Here is a 20,564-nt window from a genome sequence, read left to right on the forward strand (position 1 = left end):
GCGAAAACCGCCGACCGCGTGAGCGCGGCCGGCGGTTCGCCTCCTGTTGGCGAAAGTCCTGGTCAGAGTCCGTTGACGCGCGCCTCCCTGGCGATGCCCAGCGGCCGGACACCGGGGGGCGCGCCGGTACGGGTCCGGCGGCTCACCCGGGACGCGTGACGCCGTATCCGGTCCACCTGCGCCATCAGCCTGCGGCCGCGCAGCGCCATCTCCAGCTCGAAGCGTATTCGGGGGTCCCGGAGGCCGGGCCCGAAGAGCTTCTCGATCTGGCGCAGCCGGTATCGCACGGTCTGCGGATGCACCTTGAGGGCCTTGGCAGCCTCGGGTGCGCCACCGCCCTCCAGCCAGGCCAGCAGCGTCATCTGCAGACGCTCGCTCTGCCGGGGGGTCAGCCCGACCAGCGGCTTGAGCCACCGGGCGGCCAGCGCCCGGACCAGCGACTCGTCCTGAAGGAGCAGCAGCATCGACAGATGGTCGTCGACGAAGAGCACCCGGGCCTCGGGGCCGGAGCGGGCGGGCGCCAGGGTCAGCAGGCGCCGGGCCCAACGCACCGAGGAGGACGCGTCGTTGAGCGGCACCACATGGCCCACGGCCGCGGTACGGCCGCGCAGCGCGGTCTCCAGTGCCGCCCGGGGGCCGGGCTCGGCCGGTGTGGGCTCCCGCTCCGGGTCCTTCTCGCCCTCCTGGGCGGCGGCGCCGGTGTCCGGGGTGGGTCCCGGGTCCGCGTCCGGGTCGGGGATCAGCAGGCACAGCTCGTCGCCGACCGCGCCGATGAGGGTGTCTCCCAGCACGGCGGCCAGCTGCGGGGCCTCGCCCGGAGTGGGCAGGGCGATGGCCTGCACCGTCTCGGGAAGCGGCCAGCGGGCGGCCCGGGAGAGCTCCGCCAGGGTGCGCTCGGGGACCGCCACCTCGCCGATGAGGGCCTCGAACAGATCACGCCGGGCCCGCTCGGGCGGCACCTCGGCCAGCGCCTCCTCACCGGAGGCGGCGGCCAGTTCGCCCGCGCTGTCCTCGCCCGCCTTGCGGTGGCCGAGTGCGGTCAGGAGAGCCTGCTCGACTCCCCATCGGACCTTGTCTCGCTCAGAGTCCTCCAGGAGTTCGGCGAATCCCGGGATTCTGTGCCGAAGGTTCTCAACCACCTCGTCGGCCAGGGACGGGAGTTCATTGCGCAGAACGCGGGTCCACTCGCCACGGGGGCGGGACCAGATGCGGTTCACGAGTTCGCCCATCATTACCTCGTTCTTGCCGGGGGGAGACCTGGCCGTTGGGGGGTCGGTCAGGTCCGTGGAGGTTGCCTCCGTCACCGGTTCGTCCAGTACCGGTCAGGGAGTCGAGGGTCCTCCGCTACGTCATAGAGGACCCCGCCCCCTCCCGGTCCCGGCACTTTGCCGGTTCTTTGCCATTGAGATGACAGTGGATCAGCCGGGGACGGTGTGGGCACGGTGCGTCCACTAGAAGTTGTCACGTTACGACAAATCTTATGGAGATCAGGTGTACTTCCGAGAAGCTGCTGCCCCCAAGACGACTTTGACGTATCTCGTCACCCGCGCGAATCCGCGCGATCGGGAGGCTCCAATGTCCATGTCCCAAACGCCGCTCCCCTCCTCTCAGGGGCGTCACGGGGGACGCCGAGCTCGTGGCGGACGACGAGCCGCTCGCCGGACCCAGCAGCATGATCCATCCGGCCTGGGATGGCCACGCCACATCCGGATCTATGCCGTCGTCGGCTCCATCGCACTGTCCTTGTACGTGACATGGAGCGCCGGCGCGTTCTCGAAGATGTTCGTGTTCCTCGACTTCGGCGCGGGTGTGCTCGCGCTGGTCTGTCTCACCTCGGCGGTGCTGTGGGGGCTCGCCGCGACCGACCAGCTGATCCTGCACACCAAACAGCGGCTGCTGGCCCAGGCCATCCACCGGGCGGCCGCGGTCGCCGGGCTGCTCTTCCTGGCCGTCCACATCTGGGTCAAGGTCGCGGAGAGCCACACCAACACCGCGGCCATCGCGATACCGTTCGCTGACGCAAATCAGCCGGTGCTGATCGGGCTCGGTACCATCGCCGGCTATCTCTTCGTGATCGCCGCGGTGACCGGCGCCGCCCGCAGCTCGTTCGCCTCCAGGGGCAACTCCCGCTGGCGCTACCGCTGGTGGCGGGCGCTGCATGTGGGCGCCTACCCCGCGTGGTGCGCCGCGCTGATCCACGGTCTGAAGGCCGGGCGCGCCGCCAAGACCTGGGCGACGTACGGCTACATCGCGGCGCTCGCCGGTGTGGCCATCGCGCTGTGGCTGCGGCTGGTGCAGCGGCGGCGCCAGGACATCGACCGGGCGGACGGCATCGAGGTCCGGAACCCTCCGGCCCGCAGCATGCAGGAGGGCCGGACCGGGCGGTCCGATCCCACCGTGCCGCGCCCCCGTTCGGCGGAACCCGGACGGCGTGACAGCCAGCCGCTCGGTGCCTCTCGCGGGTGGGACCGGTGACCGCGACCAAACCCAGGCTCGCCTGTGTCGATCCGCCCCGGCTGCTGGCCGGGCTCGACGAGGTGTACCGGCTCGACCGCGTCGGCCATCTGACCGTCCATGGCACCATGCCCGCCCTCCGGGCGGACGAGCTCGTGGCGCTCGCGGAGAACATCGATCTGCGCGGGCGCGGCGGCGCCGGATTCCCCTTCGCCAAGAAGGTCCAGGCGGTCGTGGAGTCGGCCGGCCGGCGCGAGGGCCGCTGCACCGTAGTGGTCAACGGCAGCGAGGGCGAGCCCAGTTGCCTCAAGGACACCGCGCTGCTGCTGCACACCCCGCATCTGGTGATCGACGGTGCCGTACTGGCCGCCGAGGCGCTCGGCGCCGAGGAGGTGGCCATCGCGGTGCACCGCCAGGACGTCGAGGAGTCCGTGGCCGCCGCGATCGCCGAGCGCGGCCCCAGTGGCGTCCCGGTGGGGGTGAGCCGCACCCCGGACCGGTTCGTGGCCGGTGAGGGCGGCGCGGTGATCAACGGCATCAGCGGCGCCCCGGCCATCCCCAACGGCCGGAAGATCCGGACCAGCGACAGTGGGCTCGGCGGGCTGCCCACCCTGCTGTCCAACACCGAGACCTTCGCCCAGCTCGCGGTGGCGGCGCGGATGGGCGCCCTGCCGTACCGCTCGGTGGGGCTGCCCACCGAGCCGGGCACCACGCTGCTGACGGTCGGTGGCAAGTACGTGATGGAGACGCCCACCGGGGTGCCGCTGACCTACGTCCTGGAGCTGTGCGGCCTCACCCCCGGCCAGGCGGTGCTGGTGGGCGGCTACCACGGCAAGTGGCTGGACCCCAAGAGCATCAACGCCGCCACCATCTCCCGGGAGTCCATGAAGAAGTACGGCGCCCGGCTGGGCGCCGGTGCGGTGCTGCCCATCCCCGAGAACACCTGCCCGCTCGGCGAGACCGCACGGATCGCGCGCTGGCTGGCCGCCGAGACGGCCGGTCAGTGCGGGCCCTGCTTCATCGGGCTGCCCGCGCTCGCGGACGCCATCGGCCAGGTGGAGCGCGGCGGTGGCCAGTCCTCGATCGACAATGTGCGCGCCTACGTCAACTCGGTGAGGAAGCGGGGGGCCTGCAGCCATCCCGATGGCACCGCCGGTTTCGTGACCACCGCGCTGGACGCGTTCCCCGAGGAGTTCGAGGCGCATGCGCTCGGGGCCGGCTGCGGACGGCCCACGATGGGGGTGCTGCCGCTGCCGGAGGACGCGCTGCCGCTCGCCCTGCCGCCCGCCCCGCTGAACCCCGCGGCGCGCGATGAGCGCCGCCAGCGGGGGCCGATGGAGAAGCTCCTGGTGGACTGGTCGCTGTGCCAGGGCCACGGGCTGTGCGCGGACATCCTGCCGCCCGAGGTGCTGACGCTCGGGATCGACGGCTATCCGGCCTCGGCCACCATGGAAGTGCCCCGGCAGCTGCGGGCGCAGGCGGTCCGCGCGGTCCGCCGCTGCCCCGCCCTGGCGCTGCGCATCGAGGAGTAGTCGAGGAGCAAGGGGGCGATCCAGCCGCACCACCGACACCGCGACGGCCGTGAGAAACGGCCGTCGACTGCTGTGTGCTCAGCGATCCGGCGAATTGTGCGTCCGGTGACAAATTCGCAAGCCGCTGAACGCCGGTCCGCACGGGCTCCGTATGGACCGGCGTCGGCGCAATCACCGCCGGACCGATCGAGATTGCAGAGGAATGGTCATGGAGAAGCGGCGTCACATCGCATTCGCCGGGGTGTCGGTAGCGATGGTTCTGCTGACGGCGGCTTGCGGCAGCAGCAAGGACAACAGCGCGGGCAGCGCCAATGTGCAGCCGGCCGGTGGCAGCCAGACCGTGGGTGCGGGGGCCTCCGCGTCGGCGGGCGCGGGGGCCGCGGCCGGTGCCGGCGGCGGGTACGAGGCGGGCGGTGACACCGGTGCCGGCGCGGGCGGCGAGGCCGAGCGCACCGGTCCGGCGAAGCAGCTGGCGGTCAAGGAGGACGCCAAGCTGGGCAAGTTCGTCACCGACAGCAAGGGCTGGACGCTCTACCGGTTCGACGAGGACACCCCCAAGCCGGCCAAGTCCAACTGCAACGACGACTGCGCCACCAAGTGGCCAGCGGTGCCCGCGGACGACGCCGCGGCCACCACCGGTATCGAGTCCGGCAAGCTGGGCTCGGTCACCCGCGCCGACGGCACCAAGCAGCTGACGCTGGCGGGCTGGCCGGTCTACCGCTTCGCGGGCGACAACAAGCCCGGTGACACCAAGGGCCAGGGCGTGGGCGGCACCTGGAACGCGCTGGCGCCCGACGGAAAGCCGGCCGGCAAGACCGCGGCCGCGGACGACAGCCTCCAGCTGATGGTCAACAACAACGCCGAGCTGGGCAAGATCATCGTGGACGGCAAGGGCATGACCGTCTACCGGTTCAACAAGGACAGCGCCTGGCCGATGAAGACCGGCTGCCTCGGTGCCTGCCTGGACACCTGGAAGCCCGTCAAGGCCGTGGACACCACCAAGGTCGCCGGGCTCGACGCGGCGAAGGTCACCTCCTTCAAGCGCCCCGACGGCACCAAGCAGGCGGCGTTCGACTGCTGGCTGCTGTACACCTTCACCGGGGACAAGAAGCCCGGTGACATCAACGGCCAGGGCGTGAAGGGCACCTGGTTCGCGGTCACCGACAAGGGCAAGAAGGCGGGCCAGTAAGGGAGACAACCACTACTTCTGGTCCACCGCGGCGGGTGGCCCGAGGCATCAGAGCCCGGGCCGCCCCGCCGGATTTTCTACGGGAGGTTGATGTGTCACTCGCTCTCCGTGCCACCGCGGTCGGCGCGGCCCTGCTGTTTCTGGCCGGCTGCGGTGGAGGCGATCGGACACATGGCTCCGGCCACGAGCAGAAGAAGGTGTCCCCCGCCACCAAGGAGTTCGCCAAGCCCGGGAAGCCCGCGCCGCTGACGAAGATCGCCGACGCCATCGGCTGCAAGGCCACGATCGTCACCGAGGCGGAGGAGCTGCGTCAGGGCTCCTGCGGGTCCGGCCAGAAGCGGTTCACGATGGTCACCTTCGCCACCGACAAGGGCCAGCACGACTGGCTGACCACGTCGAAGGACTACGGGGGCATGTACCTGGTCGGCAAGCGCTGGTCGGTCACCGGTCTGTCCATGGGCTCGCTGGAGCCGCTGCGCGAGAAGATCGGCGGATCGCTCGAGAAGGGGATGTCCATGTCCCACGGCGGGTCCCACGGCGGGACCAGGACGGGGGACGGAATGGACGGAATGGAGGGCATGGACGGCTCGGCGAGCGATGCGGGTCACAACGGGAAGAAGTGACCCGCGGCGCCCGCCGGCCAGGCGGTGAGCCTGACTCAGGCGGTGGCGTGGCTCAAGCCCCTCAAGCCCCTCAGGCCGCCCGGGAGTCCGCCCACTTGACCAGGTCCGGGTCGGCGAGGGTGGAGACCCACACATCGACCGGCGGAGGCTCGTCCACCGGCTTCCGCGGGCCCACGCCGAGCACTGTCAGCCCGGCGCGCGAGGCGGACAGAAACCCGCAGTGGGAGTCCTCCACCGCGAGGGCGTCCTCGGGAGCCGCCCCGCACAGCCGGGCGGCCTCCAGATAGACGTCGGGATACGGTTTGGGCCGTACGTCCCCCTCGGGGACCAGCACATGGCCGAAGTACCGCAGCAGCCCGGCCTTGGCGAGTCCGTCCTCGACGACGTCCCGCGGGCAGTTGCTGGCCACGGCCAGCGGTGCGAAGGCGGCCGCCTTCGCGACCAGTTGGGGCGCCCCCGGCATGGTGACCGGGTCGTCGGCCACCAGCCGGCGGAAGGCGTCCAGGAGTTGTTCGGTCATGTCGTCGGCGAGTTCGGGGCGCCCGGCGAATTCGGCCAGCATTCGCCCGCATTCGGTGTAGTGGAGCCCCTTCGTGCGCCGTGCGAACTCCTCGTCGGGGGCGGTTCCATGGCTTCTGAGGACCACTTCGCGCGCCTCCTCCCAGTGTCGTTCGGAATCCATCAGGGTGCCGTCACAGTCGAAGACGATGGCGGCTGGGGTCCATCCGAGAAACTTTTCGGCTGTCATCTGTCTGCCGTTCCATGGGAGGTGGAGGAATCGGCGCAGGGGATGCCTGTACCTGCGGGAGCCACGCGGTGGAAATCGTCCTGGCGGCTCATGAGGGCGCTGCGCGCCGACCGCTGTTGTCGTACAGGTCGTGGGGTTCGCCTGCCCGAAACATAACGATCACTACGTTAGTTTGATGACCCGCAGTAAGCAAGAGGCTACTGAGTGTCGGCGTTTTGTTCGTCGTTCAGCCTGTTCGTCGTCACATTGTTCGTCACACGGCGTGTTCGTCGCTCAGAGGTACTGGAGCACGCCGACCGCCGTGCAGATACCGGCCTGGCGCAGCCGGAAGACACACGTCCGGCCGTGGGAGGTGCACTCGACCACGGCCGGCGGATATGACTCGGTGAAGCGGATCGCCTTCATCCGGCAGGCGACGGGCCGGGTCAGCGTCCCGCCGGTGGCCAGCGCCGCCGCCTGCCGGGCGCCCTCCAGCAGCACCAGGCCCGGCATATGGTCGCTCCAGTGGTCGAAGAAGAACGGATGGCGGGGGTCGGCGGGGTCGAGGTAGACCACTCCCCCGTCCCGCACCACCAGGACGTCCCGGGCCGCCGGAACGGCCAGTTGCGCGGGTGAGGGCCGTACGGCGGCACGCAACCTGCGGCGCGCGGTGTGCCCGTGGACGGCGGCCCGGGTCTCCGCGTAGGTGGTGCCGTCGAGGAAGCGCGCGGTGCCCCCGGCCCATGCGAAGAGCTTGCCGCCCGCCGACAGCACCACATCCAGCCGCATCCCGGTGACGAAACGTCCGCAGGGGCTGGTGCGGACGTCGGTGACGGCGCCCCGGCAGGTGATGTCGGAGGCCCCGTACGGCGCCCTGGGCTCGGTCTCGGGGTCCAGCCGGTAGGAGATGTCCCGGATCAGGAAGTGCGCCCCCGCGGGCACCGCGTAGTACCGCGTGGGGATGTAGATCCCCAGCTCGCGCAGGGTTTCCGCGATCATCAGCGGATGATGGCGGCCATCTCCGCCGTGCGGGAAGGTGGGATGGGACCTCGGCCACTGGGCCGCGGCCTCGAACCGGTTGTCACCGTGGTTGCGCACATCGGTGAGCAGCACCTCGGCCACCGAGACCCGGTGCACCGCCTCCCGCGCCACCGTGCGGGACCAGCTGAGCGGCCGCCCGGCGGGACCGGACGGCTCCGAAAGGCCATGAGCCTCACGAACGATCACCTTAAAATACTAATAATGTTTGACCTGTCTCGCCTCATCACCATCTCAGGCCGAAAGTCCGCTAAGTTCTCCCCGTCACATCCGACGGGGAAGGACGGCGAACACGTGCAAGAACGGGCCGAACAAACACGCCGATCCCTTCTGGAGGCCGCAGCGTTCCTTTTCGACGAACGGGGATACGCGGGAACGAGCATCAGCGACATCACCTCCCGGTCCGGCCACACCAGCGGCGCGATCTATTTCCACTACACGAGCAAGGAAAGGCTCGCCCTCGCCGTGGTGGAGGAGCACTTCGCCACCTGGCCCCCGCTGATCGAGCGCTTCGCCGCCCTCGACACGCCGCCCCTGGAGCAACTCGTCCGGCTCAGCTTCGCGGTGGCCCGCGCCTTCCGCGATGACATCGTGGTGCGGGCCGGAGCCCGGCTGTGGGCCGAGCGCACCCTGATCGAGGCGCCCATGCCACCGCCCTTCGTGGGGTGGATCGACGCGGTGGGGCAGCTGATGGAGAAGGCGCGCGCCGAGGGCGATCTGGCCACGCATGTCGACCCGCTGCCCGCCGCCCGGACCGTCGTATGCGCCTTCTTCGGGCTGCACACCGTCTCCGAGGCGCTCGACGGGCGGCGGCTGGTCGAGGACCGGCTGGCCGATCTGTGGACCCTGCTGCTGCCCTCGCTCCAGGCCCGGCCCGGGGACACATCTGGGCTGCTGGCGCTCGCCCGCGGTGACGCCGCGCCGCCGTCAGAGTGAGGCGCCCGCGCACATCACCAGTGTCTGGCCGGTGACCGCACCGCCCTCCGGGCCCAGCAGGAACGACGTCAGCCCCGCCACCTCCTCCGCACGGACCAGCCGCCCCAGCGGTGGCATCACGGGCGGGGTGCGGCTACGGCCGGGGTCCCGCAGCATGGGGGTGTCCGTCGGCCCCGGCGCCACCACGTTGACCGTGACCGCCCTCGGCGCCAGCTCGGCCGCCCAGGACCGGGCCAGCGCGGGCAGCGCCGCCTTGGTGGCGGCGTACTGGCTCTTGCCCGGGACGCCCGTCATCGTCCGGCTGCCCACCAGCACCACCCGGCCACCGTCCGCGACCCGGTCCACCAGCGTGTCCACCAGGACACCCGCCGCCTGCACATGGATCCGCCACATGAGGGACCCGTCCTCGGGGTCGAGCTCCCCCAGCCGCGCCGAGCGCTGAACGCCCGCCGCGTGCACGATCGCGTCCACCCCGGACACCGGGGCGAGCACCTCGGGGAGACCCTCCGGCCGGGACATATCGGCCGGAATCCAGTGCAGCCGGGTAACCGGGTGCGCGGGGGCCGTACGGCTGAGTCCGGTGATCCGCCACCCCTCGTCCAGCAGCCGGGCGGCGATCGCGGCGCCGATACCGGAGCTGACACCGGTGACCACGGCGTGGCGGGGGTCAGCCATCGGCCGCCCAATCGGGGGCGACGCGGACGTACTTGATGGCCTGGCGGTGGTAGGTGTACGCGATGTGCAACGTGCCGTCGGAGCCCTGCCGGATGGTGGGGTAGGACAGCTCGCGGTTGAGCCGGTCGCGTGAGTTGTTGGTCAGGCAGTGTCCGTCGCCGGTGTCCAGATCGCGTCGTACGGGCCAGGTCAGGCCGTGGTCGGAGGAGAGCGCGAGGGTCATCGGGGCGCGGGGCGCGCCCCAGAAGGCGCCGGGCGCCGAGTCGTCCGGCGTGGCGGCCGGTGCCGGTGTCCCTCCGGTCCGCCCCTCGTCGTCGATCTCGTCGTAGAGGGACAAGCGGCGGGCCGTGGCGTCCGCGCGGCTGCTGTGGTTGTAGACCAGCGCGAGCCGTCCGTCGGCGAGCGGGACGTACTGCACGGAGGAGTTGTTGTTGGGCAGTTCGGTGCGGACCGGCTCGCTCCAGGTCTCCCCGCCATCGGTGCTGTGCGAGCGGTACACCGCGTCGGCCCAGCGGCTGCGGAAGAGGGCCAGCAGGGTGGTGTCCGGCAGCTGGTGGACGTTCATGTGCACACAGCCGGTCGAGCCCGGCACCGGCCGCTCGCGCCAGGTACCCCCCTGGTCGTCGCTGATCATCACCGCGCTGGTGTCACGGTCGCCGACCCATTTGACACCGGGGGTGGCCACGCAGTGGAACACCGGCAGCAGCCACCGCCCGGAGTCCAGGACGGCCACCGGCTGACGGATGAACACCCCGCCCGCCCCGGTGGCCGGGAACAGCGTACGCGGCGCGCCCCAGGTGACACCCGCGTCGGCGGACACCCGCAGCCGGACCTCGGCGGTGTCCTGATCGCCCGCCCGCTGGGCGGTGTACAGCAACCACAGCTCCCCGGCCGGGGTCGGGAACAGCAGCGGGTTCTGCTCCGAGCGGGTGTCATCGTCCGAGAGCCGGACCGGCTCGGTCCAGGTGTCGGCCCCCGGGGCGAGCCGGGACAACCACACGGAGATGTCCGGCACGCCCTCCTGCGTACCCCCGAACCACACACACCCGAGGTCCCCTCCGGGCAGCACGGTGAGGTTGGCGGCATGGTTCTGCACGGCGGGCGCGGGCAGGAACGCCTCCTGGCGCGCCGGATCGTCCGGGCGCGCCCGGAGCCGCCCGTCCGTCGGCGGTATCGCGGTGTCATGGTCGGCGGTCATGGCGCCGGGCTCCTCATGGTTGTGGTGGTACGGGAATGTCTACGGCCGGTCCGCGCCTCGGGAAGAGCCCTCGGGCGGCGCCCGCCTGCGGCCGCGCCGCACGGCGCGGTGCGGGAGCCGGGTCCCGACGCGCGTTCGGGGTCCAGGGGCGGAGCCCCTGGCATAGGCATGACGGCCCGTCAGCAGGCCACCGCCCAGCGGGTTGTAGACCATGGCGCGCAGCACGCTGGTGGCCGCGTACTCCCGGTACACCTCCTCGATCCGCCGCGCCGGCAGGTTGTACAGCTGCTGGGCCACCACCGGGCGCGGCGCGCCGACCCGCTCGGCGGTGTGGGTGATCCCGGCGATCTGCCAGGCGGCGTAGTTGGAGACGCCGACCGGCGTCCAGCGCGGTGTCCGGCATCGCGGCGGCGCCCACCCGGACCACCGTGTCACCGAAGGTCGTGGTGCCGAGCACCAGCCGCGAGAGCGGCACCGGGATGCCCGGCGGGGCGACCCCGCCGGGGGACGCCTGGCTGGTGGTGTGGGTGTGTGGGTGCGCGTTCACCGCGTCGCTCCTGGTTCCTGGGCGGTCGCGACGTCGGTCGCGACGGGTTCCTGGTCGGAGGCGATCGCGGACACGAGGGCGCGCGGTTTGCGTCCCCGCATGGTCGTCGGGTCGAGCGCCGCCCGTCGCAGCGCCCGGGTGTAGGGCTCGGCGGGCGCGGAGAGCACCGTGCCGGTGGGCCCGGATTCGATGATCCTCCCGGCGCGCATCACCACCACCTCGGAGCTGATCTCGCGGACCACGCCGAGGTTGTGGGAGATGACGATGTAGGCGAGCCCCTGTTCGGTCTGGAGCTCCCGCAGCAGCTGGAGCACCTGGGCCTGTACGGAAACGTCCAGCGCGGAGGTGGCCTCGTCGCACACCAGCAGCTCGGGGCCGCTGGCCAGGGCGCGGGCGATGCCGATCCGCTGCCGCTGGCCGCCGGAGAACTCGGCCGGGCGGCGCTGGAGCGCACCGGCGGGCAGCCCGACCTGGTCGATGAGGGCGGCGGCGCGGCGGGCGCGTTCGGCTCCGGAGCGCATGCCGTTCAGCCGCAGCGGCTCGGCCACGATCTCCTCGGCCGTCAGATGCGGGTCCAGGGAGCCGTACGGATCCTGGAAGACCATCTGCACCCGCTTGCGCAGCGGACGCAGCCGCCGCTCGGGCAGGCCCGCGATATCGGTTCCGTCGAGCAGGATCCGGCCCCGGGTGGGGCGCAGCAGCCGGACGATGGAGCGGGCGATGGTGGACTTGCCGCAGCCGGACTCGCCGACGACGCCGAGCGCCCCGCCGGGCGGAACGGCGAAGCTGACGCCGTCCACCGCGCGGAAGACACCGCCGGCGACCGGGTATTCGACCACCAGGTCCTCGACGGCCAGCAGGGGGGTGGGGGTCACAGCGCCTCCTCGGTGACGGCTGCCGCGGGGGTCTCGTCCCAGGGGCCCAGGGTGGGCACGGCGGCGAGCAGATCGCGGGTGTACCGCTCGCGGGGGTGGTCCACGATCTGTTCCACCGGTCCCGACTCCACGAAACGGCCGTCGCGCATGACGTGGATGCGGTCGGAGACCAGCCGGGCCACCCCCAGGTCGTGGGTGATCATCAGGATGCCGATGCCGGTGCGCTCCTGGAGCTCCATCAGCAGGTCCAGGACGCCCGCCTGGACGGTGACGTCGAGCGCCGAGGTCGGCTCGTCGGCCACCAGCAGCCGGGGCTCGGCGGCCAGCGCGACGGCGATGAGGACGCGCTGGAGCATGCCGCCCGAGAACTGGTGGGGGTAGGCGCCCCAGCGGGTCTCGGGGCGGGGGATCCGCACCCGGCCGAGCAGTTCCACACCCTTGGCGCGGGCGTCGGCGCGGGACATCCCCGGGTGGCGCAGCCGGAGCGCCTCGCCCAGTTGTCGGCCGATGGTGTGCACCGGGCTGAGCGCGGTCATCGGGTCCTGGGGGATCAGGGAGACCCCGCGGCCGCGGATCCGCCCGGCGGCGGTGGCGTCGGCGATGACGTCGGCGCCGAAGATCCGGGCGGTTCCGGAGAGGACGGCTAGCCCTTCGGGCAGCAGCCGCAGCAGCCCCATCGCGGTGGTGGACTTGCCGGAGCCGGACTCGCCGATGATGGTCACCGTCTCGCCGGGGCCGATGGTGAAGCCGACCCCGTCGACCGCGCGCACCACACCGCGGTCGGTGATCAGCTCGATCTGCAGGTCCTCGACGTCCAGCAGCGGGGTGTTCGCCGGATCGCTCGTCGTGTCGCTCATCGGGAGCCCTCCGTCGTACGCCGTCGGGTGCGGTCGCGCAGTCCGTCGCCCAGCAGGTTGACCCCGACCACCAGCAGCACGATGACGAGGCCGGGCAGGGTCACCAGCCACCAGGAGGTGGTGATGTAGTCCTGGCCGTCGGAGATGATCCGGCCCCAGGTGGCGAACGGCCGCTGGGGGCCCGCGCCGAGGTAGCTGAGGGCGCTCTCCAGCAGCACCGCCTGGGCGAGCAGCAGCAGGACCACGAGCGATGCCTGGCGGACGATATTGGGGATGACATGGCGGGCCAGGATGGCGATCCGGGGCAGCCCCAGCACCTGGGCGGCGGCCACATACGGCTTCTCCCGCTCGACCAGCACCAGCGACCGGGTCAGCCGGGCCACCTCGGGCCACTGGGCGATGGCGATGACACAGGTGATGACGGTGACGGAGGGGCCGAAGAGGGCCACGACGAGCAGCAGCATCATCAGCAGCGGCAGCGACATCTGGGCCTCCAGCAGCCGGGAGACGACGGCGTCCACCCAGCGGCCGTAGTACCCGGCGGCGGCGCCCGCGACGATGCCGATGAGGCCGGAGACGACGACGGCGAGCACCCCGACCGTCAGGGACACCTGGCCGCCGTGCAGCACCCGGGAGAGCACATCGCGGCCGAGCTGGTCGGTGCCGAAGAGATGGCCGTCGGTCAGCGGGGCGAGCCGGCGCCGGGAGAGGTCCTGGTCGCCCGCGCCGGGCAGGGGCAGCACCTGGGCGAGGGCCACGGGCACCACGACCAGCAGGGTGCACACCGCGCCCGCCCACAGCTTGAGGCTCACGCTGCGGCGGCGCCGGGTGGCGGTGGCGCGGGCCAGATCCCTGGCGGTGACCGCGCTGGGGCGGGTCCCGGGGCCGGCCTGCGCGGGGGCCGGGGGTTCGAGGGCGCCTTGCATCTCAGGCCGCCTTTCCCAGGCGTACCCGCGGGTCGAGCAGCGGGTACGCCAGGTCGATGAGGAGTTGGACGAGGACCGCCAGCGCGGCGGTGACCAGCACGGTCGCCTGGATCAGCGGATAGTCGCGGGTCTCCAGGGCGCGGACGACCAGCGAGCCGACGCCGGGCCAGCCGAACACCACCTCGACCACCACGACACCGTTGAGCATCGCGGCGAACCGGGTGCCGAGCGCGGTGAGCACCGGGATGGCGGAGTTGCCCATGGCGTAGCGCCAGGTCAGTACGCGGGTCGAGACCCCGCGGGAGCGGGCGACGGTGACGTACGGCGAGGCGAGGGCCGCCACCATCTCCCGGCGGACCAGCCGGGAGATCAGCGCCATCTGGAGGATCGCCACGGTGACGGTGGGCAGGATCAGTCCGCCCCAGGTGGTGAAACCGGATGCGGGCAGCACCGGGAAGGCCACGGCGAAGAGGGTCAGCAGCATCACGCCGATCCAGAAGTCGGGCATGGACTGCCCGGCGATGGTCAGCACATTGGCGCCCAGCTCCCGCTTGGTGTCGGCGCGACGGGCCATCCACACGCCGAGCGGCACGGCCACCACCGTGGTGAGGGCGATCGCGGACAGCGAGAGGGTGATGGTGTACGGAACCCGGTCCAGCACCACGTCCAGGGCGGGCGCGTGGAAGGAGTAGCTGGTGCCGAGGTCGCCGGTGAACAGATCGCGCAGGAAGAGCCCGTACTGGGTGAGCAGTCCGCGGTCGAGGCCGAACTGCTCCCGGATCCGGGCGAGGTCCGCGGTGGAGGGGTTGGGCCCGGCCAGGGCGGCGGCGGGGTCGCCGGGGGCCATGCGGACCAGGACGAAGACGGTGGAGAGGGTCAGGAAGACGGTCAGGACGCTCTGGCCCAGGCGGCGTATCAGATAGCGCGTCACGGCTCAGCCCTCCAGACGCACGGCGGCGAGGTCGTAGGAGTTGAGCTGGAGCAGGCCCACATCGCGCACCCGGGTGCGACGGGCCAGCACCACATCGGGGACGAAGGCCCACAGGCAGGGGCGGGTGTCCCAGATCTGCTTCTGGACGGCGGCGAGCCTCTCGTTACGCGTCTTCTCGTCGGTCTCGGCGGAGGCGTCGGCCAGCCGGGTGGCGATCCGGGGGAAGACATAGCCCTGGTAGGTGTCCCGGGTCTTCTCCTTCTCCGGCGTGCCGCCGTACATGCCCTGGAGGCTGGTGGAGGCGTGGCCGGTGGGGACGGAGAAGCCGTTGCCGAGGACGTCCCAGTCGCCGCGGCGGCCCTGCCGCCACTGCTGGATGTCGCCGCCCGGTTCGAACTGCTGGAGGCTGGCGCGGACGCCGACCCCGCGCAGCATCTCCAGCACGGCCTCCATCACCGAGGTGTCCGCGGGGAACTCGCCCGACTCCCAGATGATCTTCACCTTGAGATCGCTCGCGCCCAGCGCGGCGAGGCGCTTGCGGGCCTCGCCGGGGTCGTGGACGTAACGCCCGGTGCGTACGGCCCCCTTGAGGGCGAGCGGAACGACGCCCTCGGCCTGCTGGGCCGAGTCGGTGAGCACATCGCGCACCAGGGCCTCGCCGTCGATGGCGTAGCTGAGCGCCTCGCGCACCCGGGCGTCGGCCAGCGGATGCCCGCGTGGCTTGCGGAAGTTGAAGAACAGCTGGTTGACGCGGGTGCCCGAGGTGCGGTCCAGACGCACCCCCGGCAGGCCCTTGAGCTGCTCGGCGGAGTCGGGGGTGATGGTGTCGATGACGTCCAGCTCACCGCTGCGCACGGCGACGACACGGCTGGACTCCTCGGGCACGAAGCGCACCCGGACCCGGTCCACGGTGGGGCGGCGGCCCCAGTACCGGGGGTTGACGGCGAGGGTGTACTCGCCGGTGCCGGAGTTGGCCGAGGTGACCACGTACGGGCCGGAGCCCGCCCCGCCGGACAGCTCCTCGGGCCGGTTCCTGGCGGCCGGGCTGATCAGGATGTTGGCCATCAGCTGGTCGAGGATGGGCACCGGGCGCTTGGTGTGCAGGCGGAAGGTGCGCTCGTCGACCGGCTCGACGGTGGGCATCTCGGGGAAGAGACCGACGATGAACGAGCCGTTGACGCCCGCGTACATCTTCAGCGCGGTCGAGACGTCCTTGACGGTGACTGGAGTTCCGTCGGAGTAGCGGACCCCCTCGCGGAGCCGCACCGTCCAGGCGGTGGGCTCGGTCATCTCGAAGCGGTCGGCGAGCACGAGTTCGGGGCGGAGCCCCCTGCCGATCCGGGTCAGCGCCTGGCGCACCGCGCGCTGCACGGTCACCGCCGCGTCGAACTGGTTGAGCTTGTTGTCCAGGCTGACCAGCGAGCGGTTCAGCCCGAGACTGATGGCGCCGGGCCCGGGGGCGCCGGTGGGTCCCGCGCACCCGGTGAGCGGGGCGAGGGCCATACCTGCTGAGGCGCCTGCTCCGAGGCGCAGCACGGACCGGCGGCTGAGGGCCGGAGCGTAGGGGATACGGGTCATCGTTGACCTCTCGGCGTTCCTGAGGCGAGCGACGTTCTGGGCGAGCTACCGGCTCGCTCGACTCGTGCGGCGCCCGGATGAGGGCCGTACGGGTCGAAGTGTCGCGGCGGTCACCGTGACATGGCTGCGCGCTTTACGCAATACTTCTCGCGCACTTCGCGCAACGTATGTCATCATCGGGGCCACGGAGACGATGCCCACGGCGTTGGGCCGCTCCGCCTGTCATGGTCATTCGAGGAGGTACCGGTGGACATGACGCCCAGCCGGAGACTGCTGGCCATCGCGGATGACCTGTCGGGCGCCGCGGAGGTGGCGGCCGCGGTTTGCTCGCGCACAACACGCAGTCGGGTGCTGCTCTTCGGGGGGCCGGGCGCTGTCGGCATGGCAACGGCCCTTCGCCCCCGCCATGCCGGCGAGGCGACCGTCCTGGACCTGGACTCCCGGTACCGCCCGGCGGCGGAGGCGGCGGAGGCGGTCCGCGGGGCACTGCGGATGTCCTGGCCGGACGGGGGCGGCCAGGACGCCGTGGCCGCGCCGGCCGCCTCGGCCGCGCTGGACACCCTGGACACCTTCGTCCTGAAGAAGATCGACTCGCTGCTGCGGGGCAATGTCGCCGCCGAGATCGCCGCACTCGCGGAGGGCGGGGCGGGGGTGGTGCTCGCCCCCGCGCTGCCGATCGCCGGGCGCGTGGTGCGCTCGGGGGTGGTCCACATCGGCGGAGTGCCGCTCCACGAGGGCGACGCATGGCGCGCCGAGGCCGTCTCCCCGCCCGCCTCGGTGGCCCAGGCGCTGGGCGGGCTGCCCACCGCCCTGATCCCGCTCACGACCGTACGAGCCTCCCACTCCACCCTGCTCACCGCCCTGCGCGCGGCCGCGACGGCGGGACGGGTGGCCATCTGCGACGCGGAGACGGACGCGGACCTCGACGCGATCGTCGAGGCATCGCTGGCGGACGGCCCCGGGATGCGCCTGGCCGGTTCGGGCGGCCTGGCCCTGGCCGTGGGCCGCCACCTGGCGACGACCTCTCCGGTCACGGGGGCGCTGGCCGCACCGGATGCCACGGACCTGGCCGCGCCGGATGCCACGGGCCCGGCCGGGCCGGGTGCCACGGGCCCGGCCGGGCCGGGTGCGGCTGGTCCGGCTGCGCCGGGTGCGCCGGGTGCGGCTGGTCCGACCGCTGCGGGCACCACGGGCCCGGCCGCGCCAGATGCCACAGGCCCGGCCACTCCGGCCGCCACGGGCCTGGCCGCTCCGGGTGCCACGGGCTCAGCCACTCCAGGCACCACGGGCCCAGCCACCCCAGGTGCTACGGGCCCGGCCGCACCGGATGCCACAGGCTCAGCCGCGCCAGATGCCACGAGCCCAGCCACTCCGGGTGCGGCGGGTCCGGCCGCCACGGGCCCGGCCACTCCAGATGCCGCGGGCCCAGCCACTCCGGGTGCCATGGGTCCGGCCGCGCCAGATGCCACGGGCCCGGCTGCGAAGGGTACTGGGAGTCCGGCCGCCGCGGGCCTGGCTGTCCCTGACGCCACATGCCCGGCTGTCGCTGACGCCACAGGCTCGGTTGCCACCGTCGTCGGGGGTCCGGCTGTCTCGGACACCCTGCGCCGGGGCGCCGTCGATACCACCAGGGCTCCGGCCCTCGCCACACCGACGGCGGCCGCGTCGACGGCCGGAACAGCCGCGCCCTCGGCGCACACCGGGCGGCCGGTACTGGTCGTCGTGGGTACGGCCGAGCCGGCCGCCGTTGAACAGGTCCGGCGGCTGGTCGAGGACGGGGCAAGCCACCAGCGGCTTCCGCTCGCGGGGCTGTTGGCGGACGGACCCCCGGTGGGGCTGCCCGCGCTGACCGCCGCCGTCACCGTCGTCTCCCTCGGCGCCTCGCCCAAGTCCCCGGGACCGGCACCCGCGTACGAGGCGGTGCCCCTCCCCTCCATCCGCGAAGCCGAGCCCGTGTCCGGGCGGCGGCTGGTGCTCGGGCTCGCCCGGGCCGTCGGCGCGGCCGTCGCCGCGCACGACGGGGCCGTCGACCTCGTGCTGACCGGTGGCGAGACGGCGCGCCGGGTGCTGGACGCCCTGGCGGTGACCGAACTCGACCCGGTCGGCCAGGTGCACCACGGCGCCGTCCATCTCCGCACCCCCGACGGGCGATCCGTCGTGACCCGACCGGGCAGCTTCGGCGATCCCGACTCCCTGCGCCACATCGTCCAGGCGCTGCGCCCCCACTCGACCGAACGGAAGGTCACCTCATGAACTCCTCCCCCCACCTCGCCCCCACCGGGGCCGCTGGTGCGGACGCCGGTCCCGCCCCGCTTCCGCTGATCGCGGTCACCATGGGCGACGGCACCGGCATCGGACCCGAGGTGGTCGTCCCCGCGCTGCTCGACCCGGACACCCTGCGGCGCTGCCGTCCAGTGGTCGTCGGGGACGCGGAGCGGCTGCGGCAGGCCGCCCGGCTGCGCGACATCGCGTGCGAGGTCGTCACGGTGGCCGCGCCCGGCGAGGCGGTGTTCACCCCGGGCCGGATCAACGTCATCGACCTCGGGCTGCTCCCCGCCGATCTGCCCTGGGGCGAGCTCTCCCCCGTCGCCGGGGACGCGGCGTACCAGTACATACGGACCGCCGCCGAACTCGCCATGAACGGTGAGGTGCAAGGCATCTGCACCGCGCCGCTCAACAAGAAGGCGCTGCACGCGGGCGGCCATGTCTTCCCCGGCCACACCGAGCTGCTGGCCCATCTCACCGGGGTCGAGGAGGTGTCGATGATGCTGGCCACCCCCACGGTGAAGGTCATCCACGTCACCACCCACATCGGGCTCATCGACGCGGTGCGGAAGATCGAGCCCGGCCTGGTCGAGCGCACCGTACGCCGCGGCCATGAGGCGATGGTCCGCGCCGGCACCCCCGAACCGGTCATCGGGGTGTGCGGGATCAACCCGCACGCCGGTGAGAACGGCCTGTTCGGCTACGGCGAGGAGGAGGAAAAGATCGTGCCCGCGCTGGAGGCGCTGCGCGCGGATGGCATCGACGCCCGCGGTCCGCTCCCCGCCGACACCGCCTTCTTCCTGGCCGGGCGCGGGGACTACGACCTGATCGTGGCGATGTACCACGACCAGGGGCACGGCCCGGTCAAGGTGCTGGGTCTGGAGGCCGGGGTCAATCTGACCGTCGGTCTGCCCGTCATCCGCACCTCCGTCGACCACGGCACCGCCTTCGACATCGCGGGTACGGGTGTGGCCGACGCCGGTAGCATGATCGAGGCGCTGCGGCAGGCCGCCGAGATGTCGCCGTCTCCCGCCCGCTGACGCGGAGAGCCACGTCGAGGAACGCGAGGCCGAGTCCACGGTGAAGAACGCGAAAGACATGCCGGTGAACGGAGCGCGAGCCCGGCGCGACCAGATTGTCCACCTGGCCACGACCACGGGTCTGACCAGCGTGGAGGAGCTGTCCCGCACCTTCGGGGTCACCGCCTCCACCATCCGCCGCGACCTCGCCCAGCTCACCGCGGACGGTCGGCTGGCGCGGACGTACGGCGGGGCGATGGCCCTGGTGGCCCACCCGGAGGCGTCGCTGCGCCAGCGCACGGGCGAGGCGTTCGAGGCCAAGCGGGCCATCGCGCTCTGGGCGGCGTCGACGGTGCGCGCCGGGGAGACGGTGCTGCTCGACGCCGGTTCGACCGTCGGCGCCCTCGCGCATGAACTGCGCACCGCCGAGGGGCTTACGGTCGCCACGACCGGGCTCACCGCGCTACAGGAGCTCGCCGATGTGGAGACCGTGCAGGTGGAATGCCTCGGCGGTACGCTCCGCCCGCTGAGCCAGAGCTTCCTCGGCCCGCTCGCCGAGGCCGCCCTGGAACGCATGACCTTCGACCGGGTCTTCCTGGGCGCCGACGGGGTGACGGCCGAACACGGCATCTGCGAGGCGGATCTGCGCCAGACCCGCCTGAAGGAGCTGATGGCCCGCCGAGCGGAGGCGGTGTACGTCCTGGCCCACTCGGCGAAGATCGGCCGCCGCCCCTTTCACACCTGGGTACGGCTGCCGCCCGGCTGGACCCTGGTGACCGACGGCGACGCGGACCCCGAGGAGATCCGGGCACTACGCGCCCAGGGGGTCGAGGTCACGGTCGTCGAGGACGAGTAGCCTCCGCCTGCCTGGGCCGGCCCATCGCGTGTGAGCCGCGCACATCATGCGCGATCCGCGCACATCATGTGCGATCCGCGCATCCGTCGTACGTACGATGTGGGTGAGGGATGGTCTGGATCTCCCGGATCCGGATCAGGAAGACGTCGCATGGCGACAGCGACCGCGGCGACAGCGACCGCCGGGACCATGCGTATATCACGGGGGACCGGGGCACCCGCCCCGGGAGTGACGTGGCCACCAGCCCAGGAGCTTTGGAGGACACCGTGGCACGGCAGACCGACCCGACCCCCATCCACCCGACGCTGCGAGATCCCGGGCCGCCGTCTCCGACCCCG

General features: G+C 72.3%; 19 protein-coding genes. 8 read left to right on the top strand and 11 right to left on the bottom strand.

Annotated features, from left to right (window positions below):
- Positions 1 to 62 precede the first annotated feature (62 nt).
- Positions 63 to 1,232, bottom strand: coding sequence for a PucR family transcriptional regulator (locus ACMTAK_RS08960; protein WP_413805701.1), 1,170 nt, complete (start codon positions 1,230 to 1,232; stop codon positions 63 to 65).
- Between the two features lie 517 nt (positions 1,233 to 1,749).
- On the opposite strand from ACMTAK_RS08960, the gene ACMTAK_RS08965 reads away from it, so the two are divergent.
- The 4 genes from ACMTAK_RS08965 to ACMTAK_RS08980 all read left to right on the top strand — a co-directional run bounded on the left by ACMTAK_RS08965 (position 1,750) and on the right by ACMTAK_RS08980 (position 5,798).
- Positions 1,750 to 2,475, top strand: coding sequence for a hypothetical protein (locus ACMTAK_RS08965; protein ID WP_413805702.1), 726 nt, complete (start codon positions 1,750 to 1,752; stop codon positions 2,473 to 2,475).
- A complete protein-coding gene (locus ACMTAK_RS08970) occupies positions 2,472 to 3,986 on the top strand; it encodes an NADH-ubiquinone oxidoreductase-F iron-sulfur binding region domain-containing protein (protein WP_413805703.1) in 1,515 nt (504 codons plus the stop codon). The genes ACMTAK_RS08965 and ACMTAK_RS08970 overlap by 4 nt, the downstream gene beginning before the upstream one ends.
- A 208-nt stretch (positions 3,987 to 4,194) precedes the next feature.
- The gene (locus ACMTAK_RS08975; protein ID WP_413805704.1) at positions 4,195 to 5,175 is read left to right on the top strand and encodes an SCO0930 family lipoprotein; all 981 of its coding nucleotides are present in this window, start codon (positions 4,195 to 4,197) and stop codon (positions 5,173 to 5,175) included.
- A 92-nt stretch (positions 5,176 to 5,267) separates the two neighbouring features.
- A complete protein-coding gene (locus tag ACMTAK_RS08980; protein WP_413805705.1) occupies positions 5,268 to 5,798 on the top strand; it encodes a hypothetical protein in 531 nt (176 codons plus the stop codon).
- Positions 5,799 to 5,868: 70 nt separating this feature from the next.
- On the opposite strand, the gene ACMTAK_RS08985 is transcribed toward ACMTAK_RS08980, so the two are convergent.
- Positions 5,869 to 6,546, bottom strand: a complete 678-nt coding sequence (locus ACMTAK_RS08985) for an HAD family hydrolase (RefSeq protein WP_413805706.1) — start codon at positions 6,544 to 6,546, stop codon at positions 5,869 to 5,871.
- Positions 6,547 to 6,819: 273 nt separating this feature from the next.
- A complete protein-coding gene (locus tag ACMTAK_RS08990; RefSeq protein ID WP_413805707.1) occupies positions 6,820 to 7,752 on the bottom strand; it encodes a ScbA/BarX family gamma-butyrolactone biosynthesis protein in 933 nt (310 codons plus the stop codon).
- 105 nt (positions 7,753 to 7,857) lie between these two features.
- Here ACMTAK_RS08990 and ACMTAK_RS08995 point away from each other — a divergent pair, with 105 nt between their 5' ends.
- A complete protein-coding gene (locus tag ACMTAK_RS08995; protein ID WP_413805708.1) occupies positions 7,858 to 8,499 on the top strand; it encodes a ScbR family autoregulator-binding transcription factor in 642 nt (213 codons plus the stop codon).
- Here the strand turns inward: ACMTAK_RS08995 and ACMTAK_RS09000 are convergent.
- The 8 genes from ACMTAK_RS09000 to ACMTAK_RS09035 all read right to left on the bottom strand — a co-directional run bounded on the left by ACMTAK_RS09000 (position 8,491) and on the right by ACMTAK_RS09035 (position 16,086).
- Positions 8,491 to 9,174, bottom strand: coding sequence for an SDR family NAD(P)-dependent oxidoreductase (locus ACMTAK_RS09000; protein WP_413805709.1), 684 nt, complete (start codon positions 9,172 to 9,174; stop codon positions 8,491 to 8,493). The genes ACMTAK_RS08995 and ACMTAK_RS09000 overlap by 9 nt on opposite strands.
- Positions 9,167 to 10,372, bottom strand: a complete 1,206-nt coding sequence (locus tag ACMTAK_RS09005; protein ID WP_413805710.1) for a sialidase family protein — start codon at positions 10,370 to 10,372, stop codon at positions 9,167 to 9,169. Before ACMTAK_RS09005 ends, ACMTAK_RS09000 begins: the two co-directional genes overlap by 8 nt.
- 39 nt (positions 10,373 to 10,411) lie before the next feature.
- Complete coding sequence (locus ACMTAK_RS09010) at positions 10,412 to 10,807, bottom strand: aldo/keto reductase (protein ID WP_413805711.1); 396 nt, start codon at positions 10,805 to 10,807, stop codon at positions 10,412 to 10,414.
- Between the two features lie 108 nt (positions 10,808 to 10,915).
- A complete protein-coding gene (locus ACMTAK_RS09015; protein WP_413805712.1) occupies positions 10,916 to 11,794 on the bottom strand; it encodes an ATP-binding cassette domain-containing protein in 879 nt (292 codons plus the stop codon).
- Complete coding sequence (locus ACMTAK_RS09020; RefSeq protein ID WP_413805713.1) at positions 11,791 to 12,651, bottom strand: ABC transporter ATP-binding protein; 861 nt, start codon at positions 12,649 to 12,651, stop codon at positions 11,791 to 11,793. Before ACMTAK_RS09020 ends, ACMTAK_RS09015 begins: the two co-directional genes overlap by 4 nt.
- On the bottom strand, positions 12,648 to 13,577 hold the full coding sequence (locus tag ACMTAK_RS09025; protein ID WP_413805714.1) for an ABC transporter permease: 930 nt from the start codon (positions 13,575 to 13,577) through the stop codon (positions 12,648 to 12,650). The genes ACMTAK_RS09020 and ACMTAK_RS09025 overlap by 4 nt, the downstream gene beginning before the upstream one ends.
- Before the next feature lies 1 nt (position 13,578).
- A complete protein-coding gene (locus ACMTAK_RS09030; protein WP_413805715.1) occupies positions 13,579 to 14,508 on the bottom strand; it encodes an ABC transporter permease in 930 nt (309 codons plus the stop codon).
- Positions 14,509 to 14,511: 3 nt separating this feature from the next.
- The gene (locus tag ACMTAK_RS09035; RefSeq protein ID WP_413805716.1) at positions 14,512 to 16,086 is read right to left on the bottom strand and encodes an ABC transporter substrate-binding protein; all 1,575 of its coding nucleotides are present in this window, start codon (positions 16,084 to 16,086) and stop codon (positions 14,512 to 14,514) included.
- Between the two features lie 252 nt (positions 16,087 to 16,338).
- Between ACMTAK_RS09035 and ACMTAK_RS09040 the strand changes: the two genes are divergently transcribed.
- The 3 genes from ACMTAK_RS09040 to ACMTAK_RS09050 are packed head-to-tail and all read left to right on the top strand — an operon-like array spanning position 16,339 to position 20,226.
- Positions 16,339 to 18,339, top strand: a complete 2,001-nt coding sequence (locus ACMTAK_RS09040) for a four-carbon acid sugar kinase family protein (protein ID WP_413812833.1) — start codon at positions 16,339 to 16,341, stop codon at positions 18,337 to 18,339.
- Entirely contained in the window at positions 18,336 to 19,391 is a 1,056-nt protein-coding gene (gene pdxA / locus ACMTAK_RS09045; RefSeq protein WP_413805717.1) for a 4-hydroxythreonine-4-phosphate dehydrogenase PdxA, read from the top strand. The genes ACMTAK_RS09040 and pdxA overlap by 4 nt, the downstream gene beginning before the upstream one ends.
- A gap of 58 nt (positions 19,392 to 19,449) precedes the next feature.
- The gene (locus tag ACMTAK_RS09050; protein ID WP_413802734.1) at positions 19,450 to 20,226 is read left to right on the top strand and encodes a DeoR/GlpR family DNA-binding transcription regulator; all 777 of its coding nucleotides are present in this window, start codon (positions 19,450 to 19,452) and stop codon (positions 20,224 to 20,226) included.
- Positions 20,227 to 20,564 lie beyond the last annotated feature (338 nt).

Source organism: Streptomyces lacaronensis, from assembly GCF_047337785.1.
In the GTDB taxonomy this organism is placed as follows: domain Bacteria; phylum Actinomycetota; class Actinomycetes; order Streptomycetales; family Streptomycetaceae; genus Streptomyces; species Streptomyces lycopersici.

What these genes read in the sequence shown, in the direction of transcription:
- ACMTAK_RS09005 (WP_413805710.1), bottom strand. Translation starts at nt 10,372, where the DNA reads ATGACCGCCGACCATGACACCGCGATACCGCCGACGGACGGGCGGCTC.
- ACMTAK_RS09035 (WP_413805716.1), bottom strand. Translation starts at nt 16,086, where the DNA reads ATGACCCGTATCCCCTACGCTCCGGCCCTCAGCCGCCGGTCCGTGCTG.
- ACMTAK_RS09050 (WP_413802734.1), top strand. Translation starts at nt 19,450, where the DNA reads ATGCCGGTGAACGGAGCGCGAGCCCGGCGCGACCAGATTGTCCACCTG.
- ACMTAK_RS09040 (WP_413812833.1), top strand. Translation starts at nt 16,339, where the DNA reads ATGACGCCCAGCCGGAGACTGCTGGCCATCGCGGATGACCTGTCGGGC.
- ACMTAK_RS09025 (WP_413805714.1), bottom strand. Translation starts at nt 13,577, where the DNA reads ATGCAAGGCGCCCTCGAACCCCCGGCCCCCGCGCAGGCCGGCCCCGGG.
- ACMTAK_RS08960 (WP_413805701.1), bottom strand. Translation starts at nt 1,232, where the DNA reads ATGATGGGCGAACTCGTGAACCGCATCTGGTCCCGCCCCCGTGGCGAG.
- ACMTAK_RS09000 (WP_413805709.1), bottom strand. Translation starts at nt 9,174, where the DNA reads ATGGCTGACCCCCGCCACGCCGTGGTCACCGGTGTCAGCTCCGGTATC.
- ACMTAK_RS09020 (WP_413805713.1), bottom strand. Translation starts at nt 12,651, where the DNA reads ATGAGCGACACGACGAGCGATCCGGCGAACACCCCGCTGCTGGACGTC.
- ACMTAK_RS08985 (WP_413805706.1), bottom strand. Translation starts at nt 6,546, where the DNA reads ATGACAGCCGAAAAGTTTCTCGGATGGACCCCAGCCGCCATCGTCTTC.
- pdxA (WP_413805717.1), top strand. Translation starts at nt 18,336, where the DNA reads ATGAACTCCTCCCCCCACCTCGCCCCCACCGGGGCCGCTGGTGCGGAC.
- ACMTAK_RS08975 (WP_413805704.1), top strand. Translation starts at nt 4,195, where the DNA reads ATGGAGAAGCGGCGTCACATCGCATTCGCCGGGGTGTCGGTAGCGATG.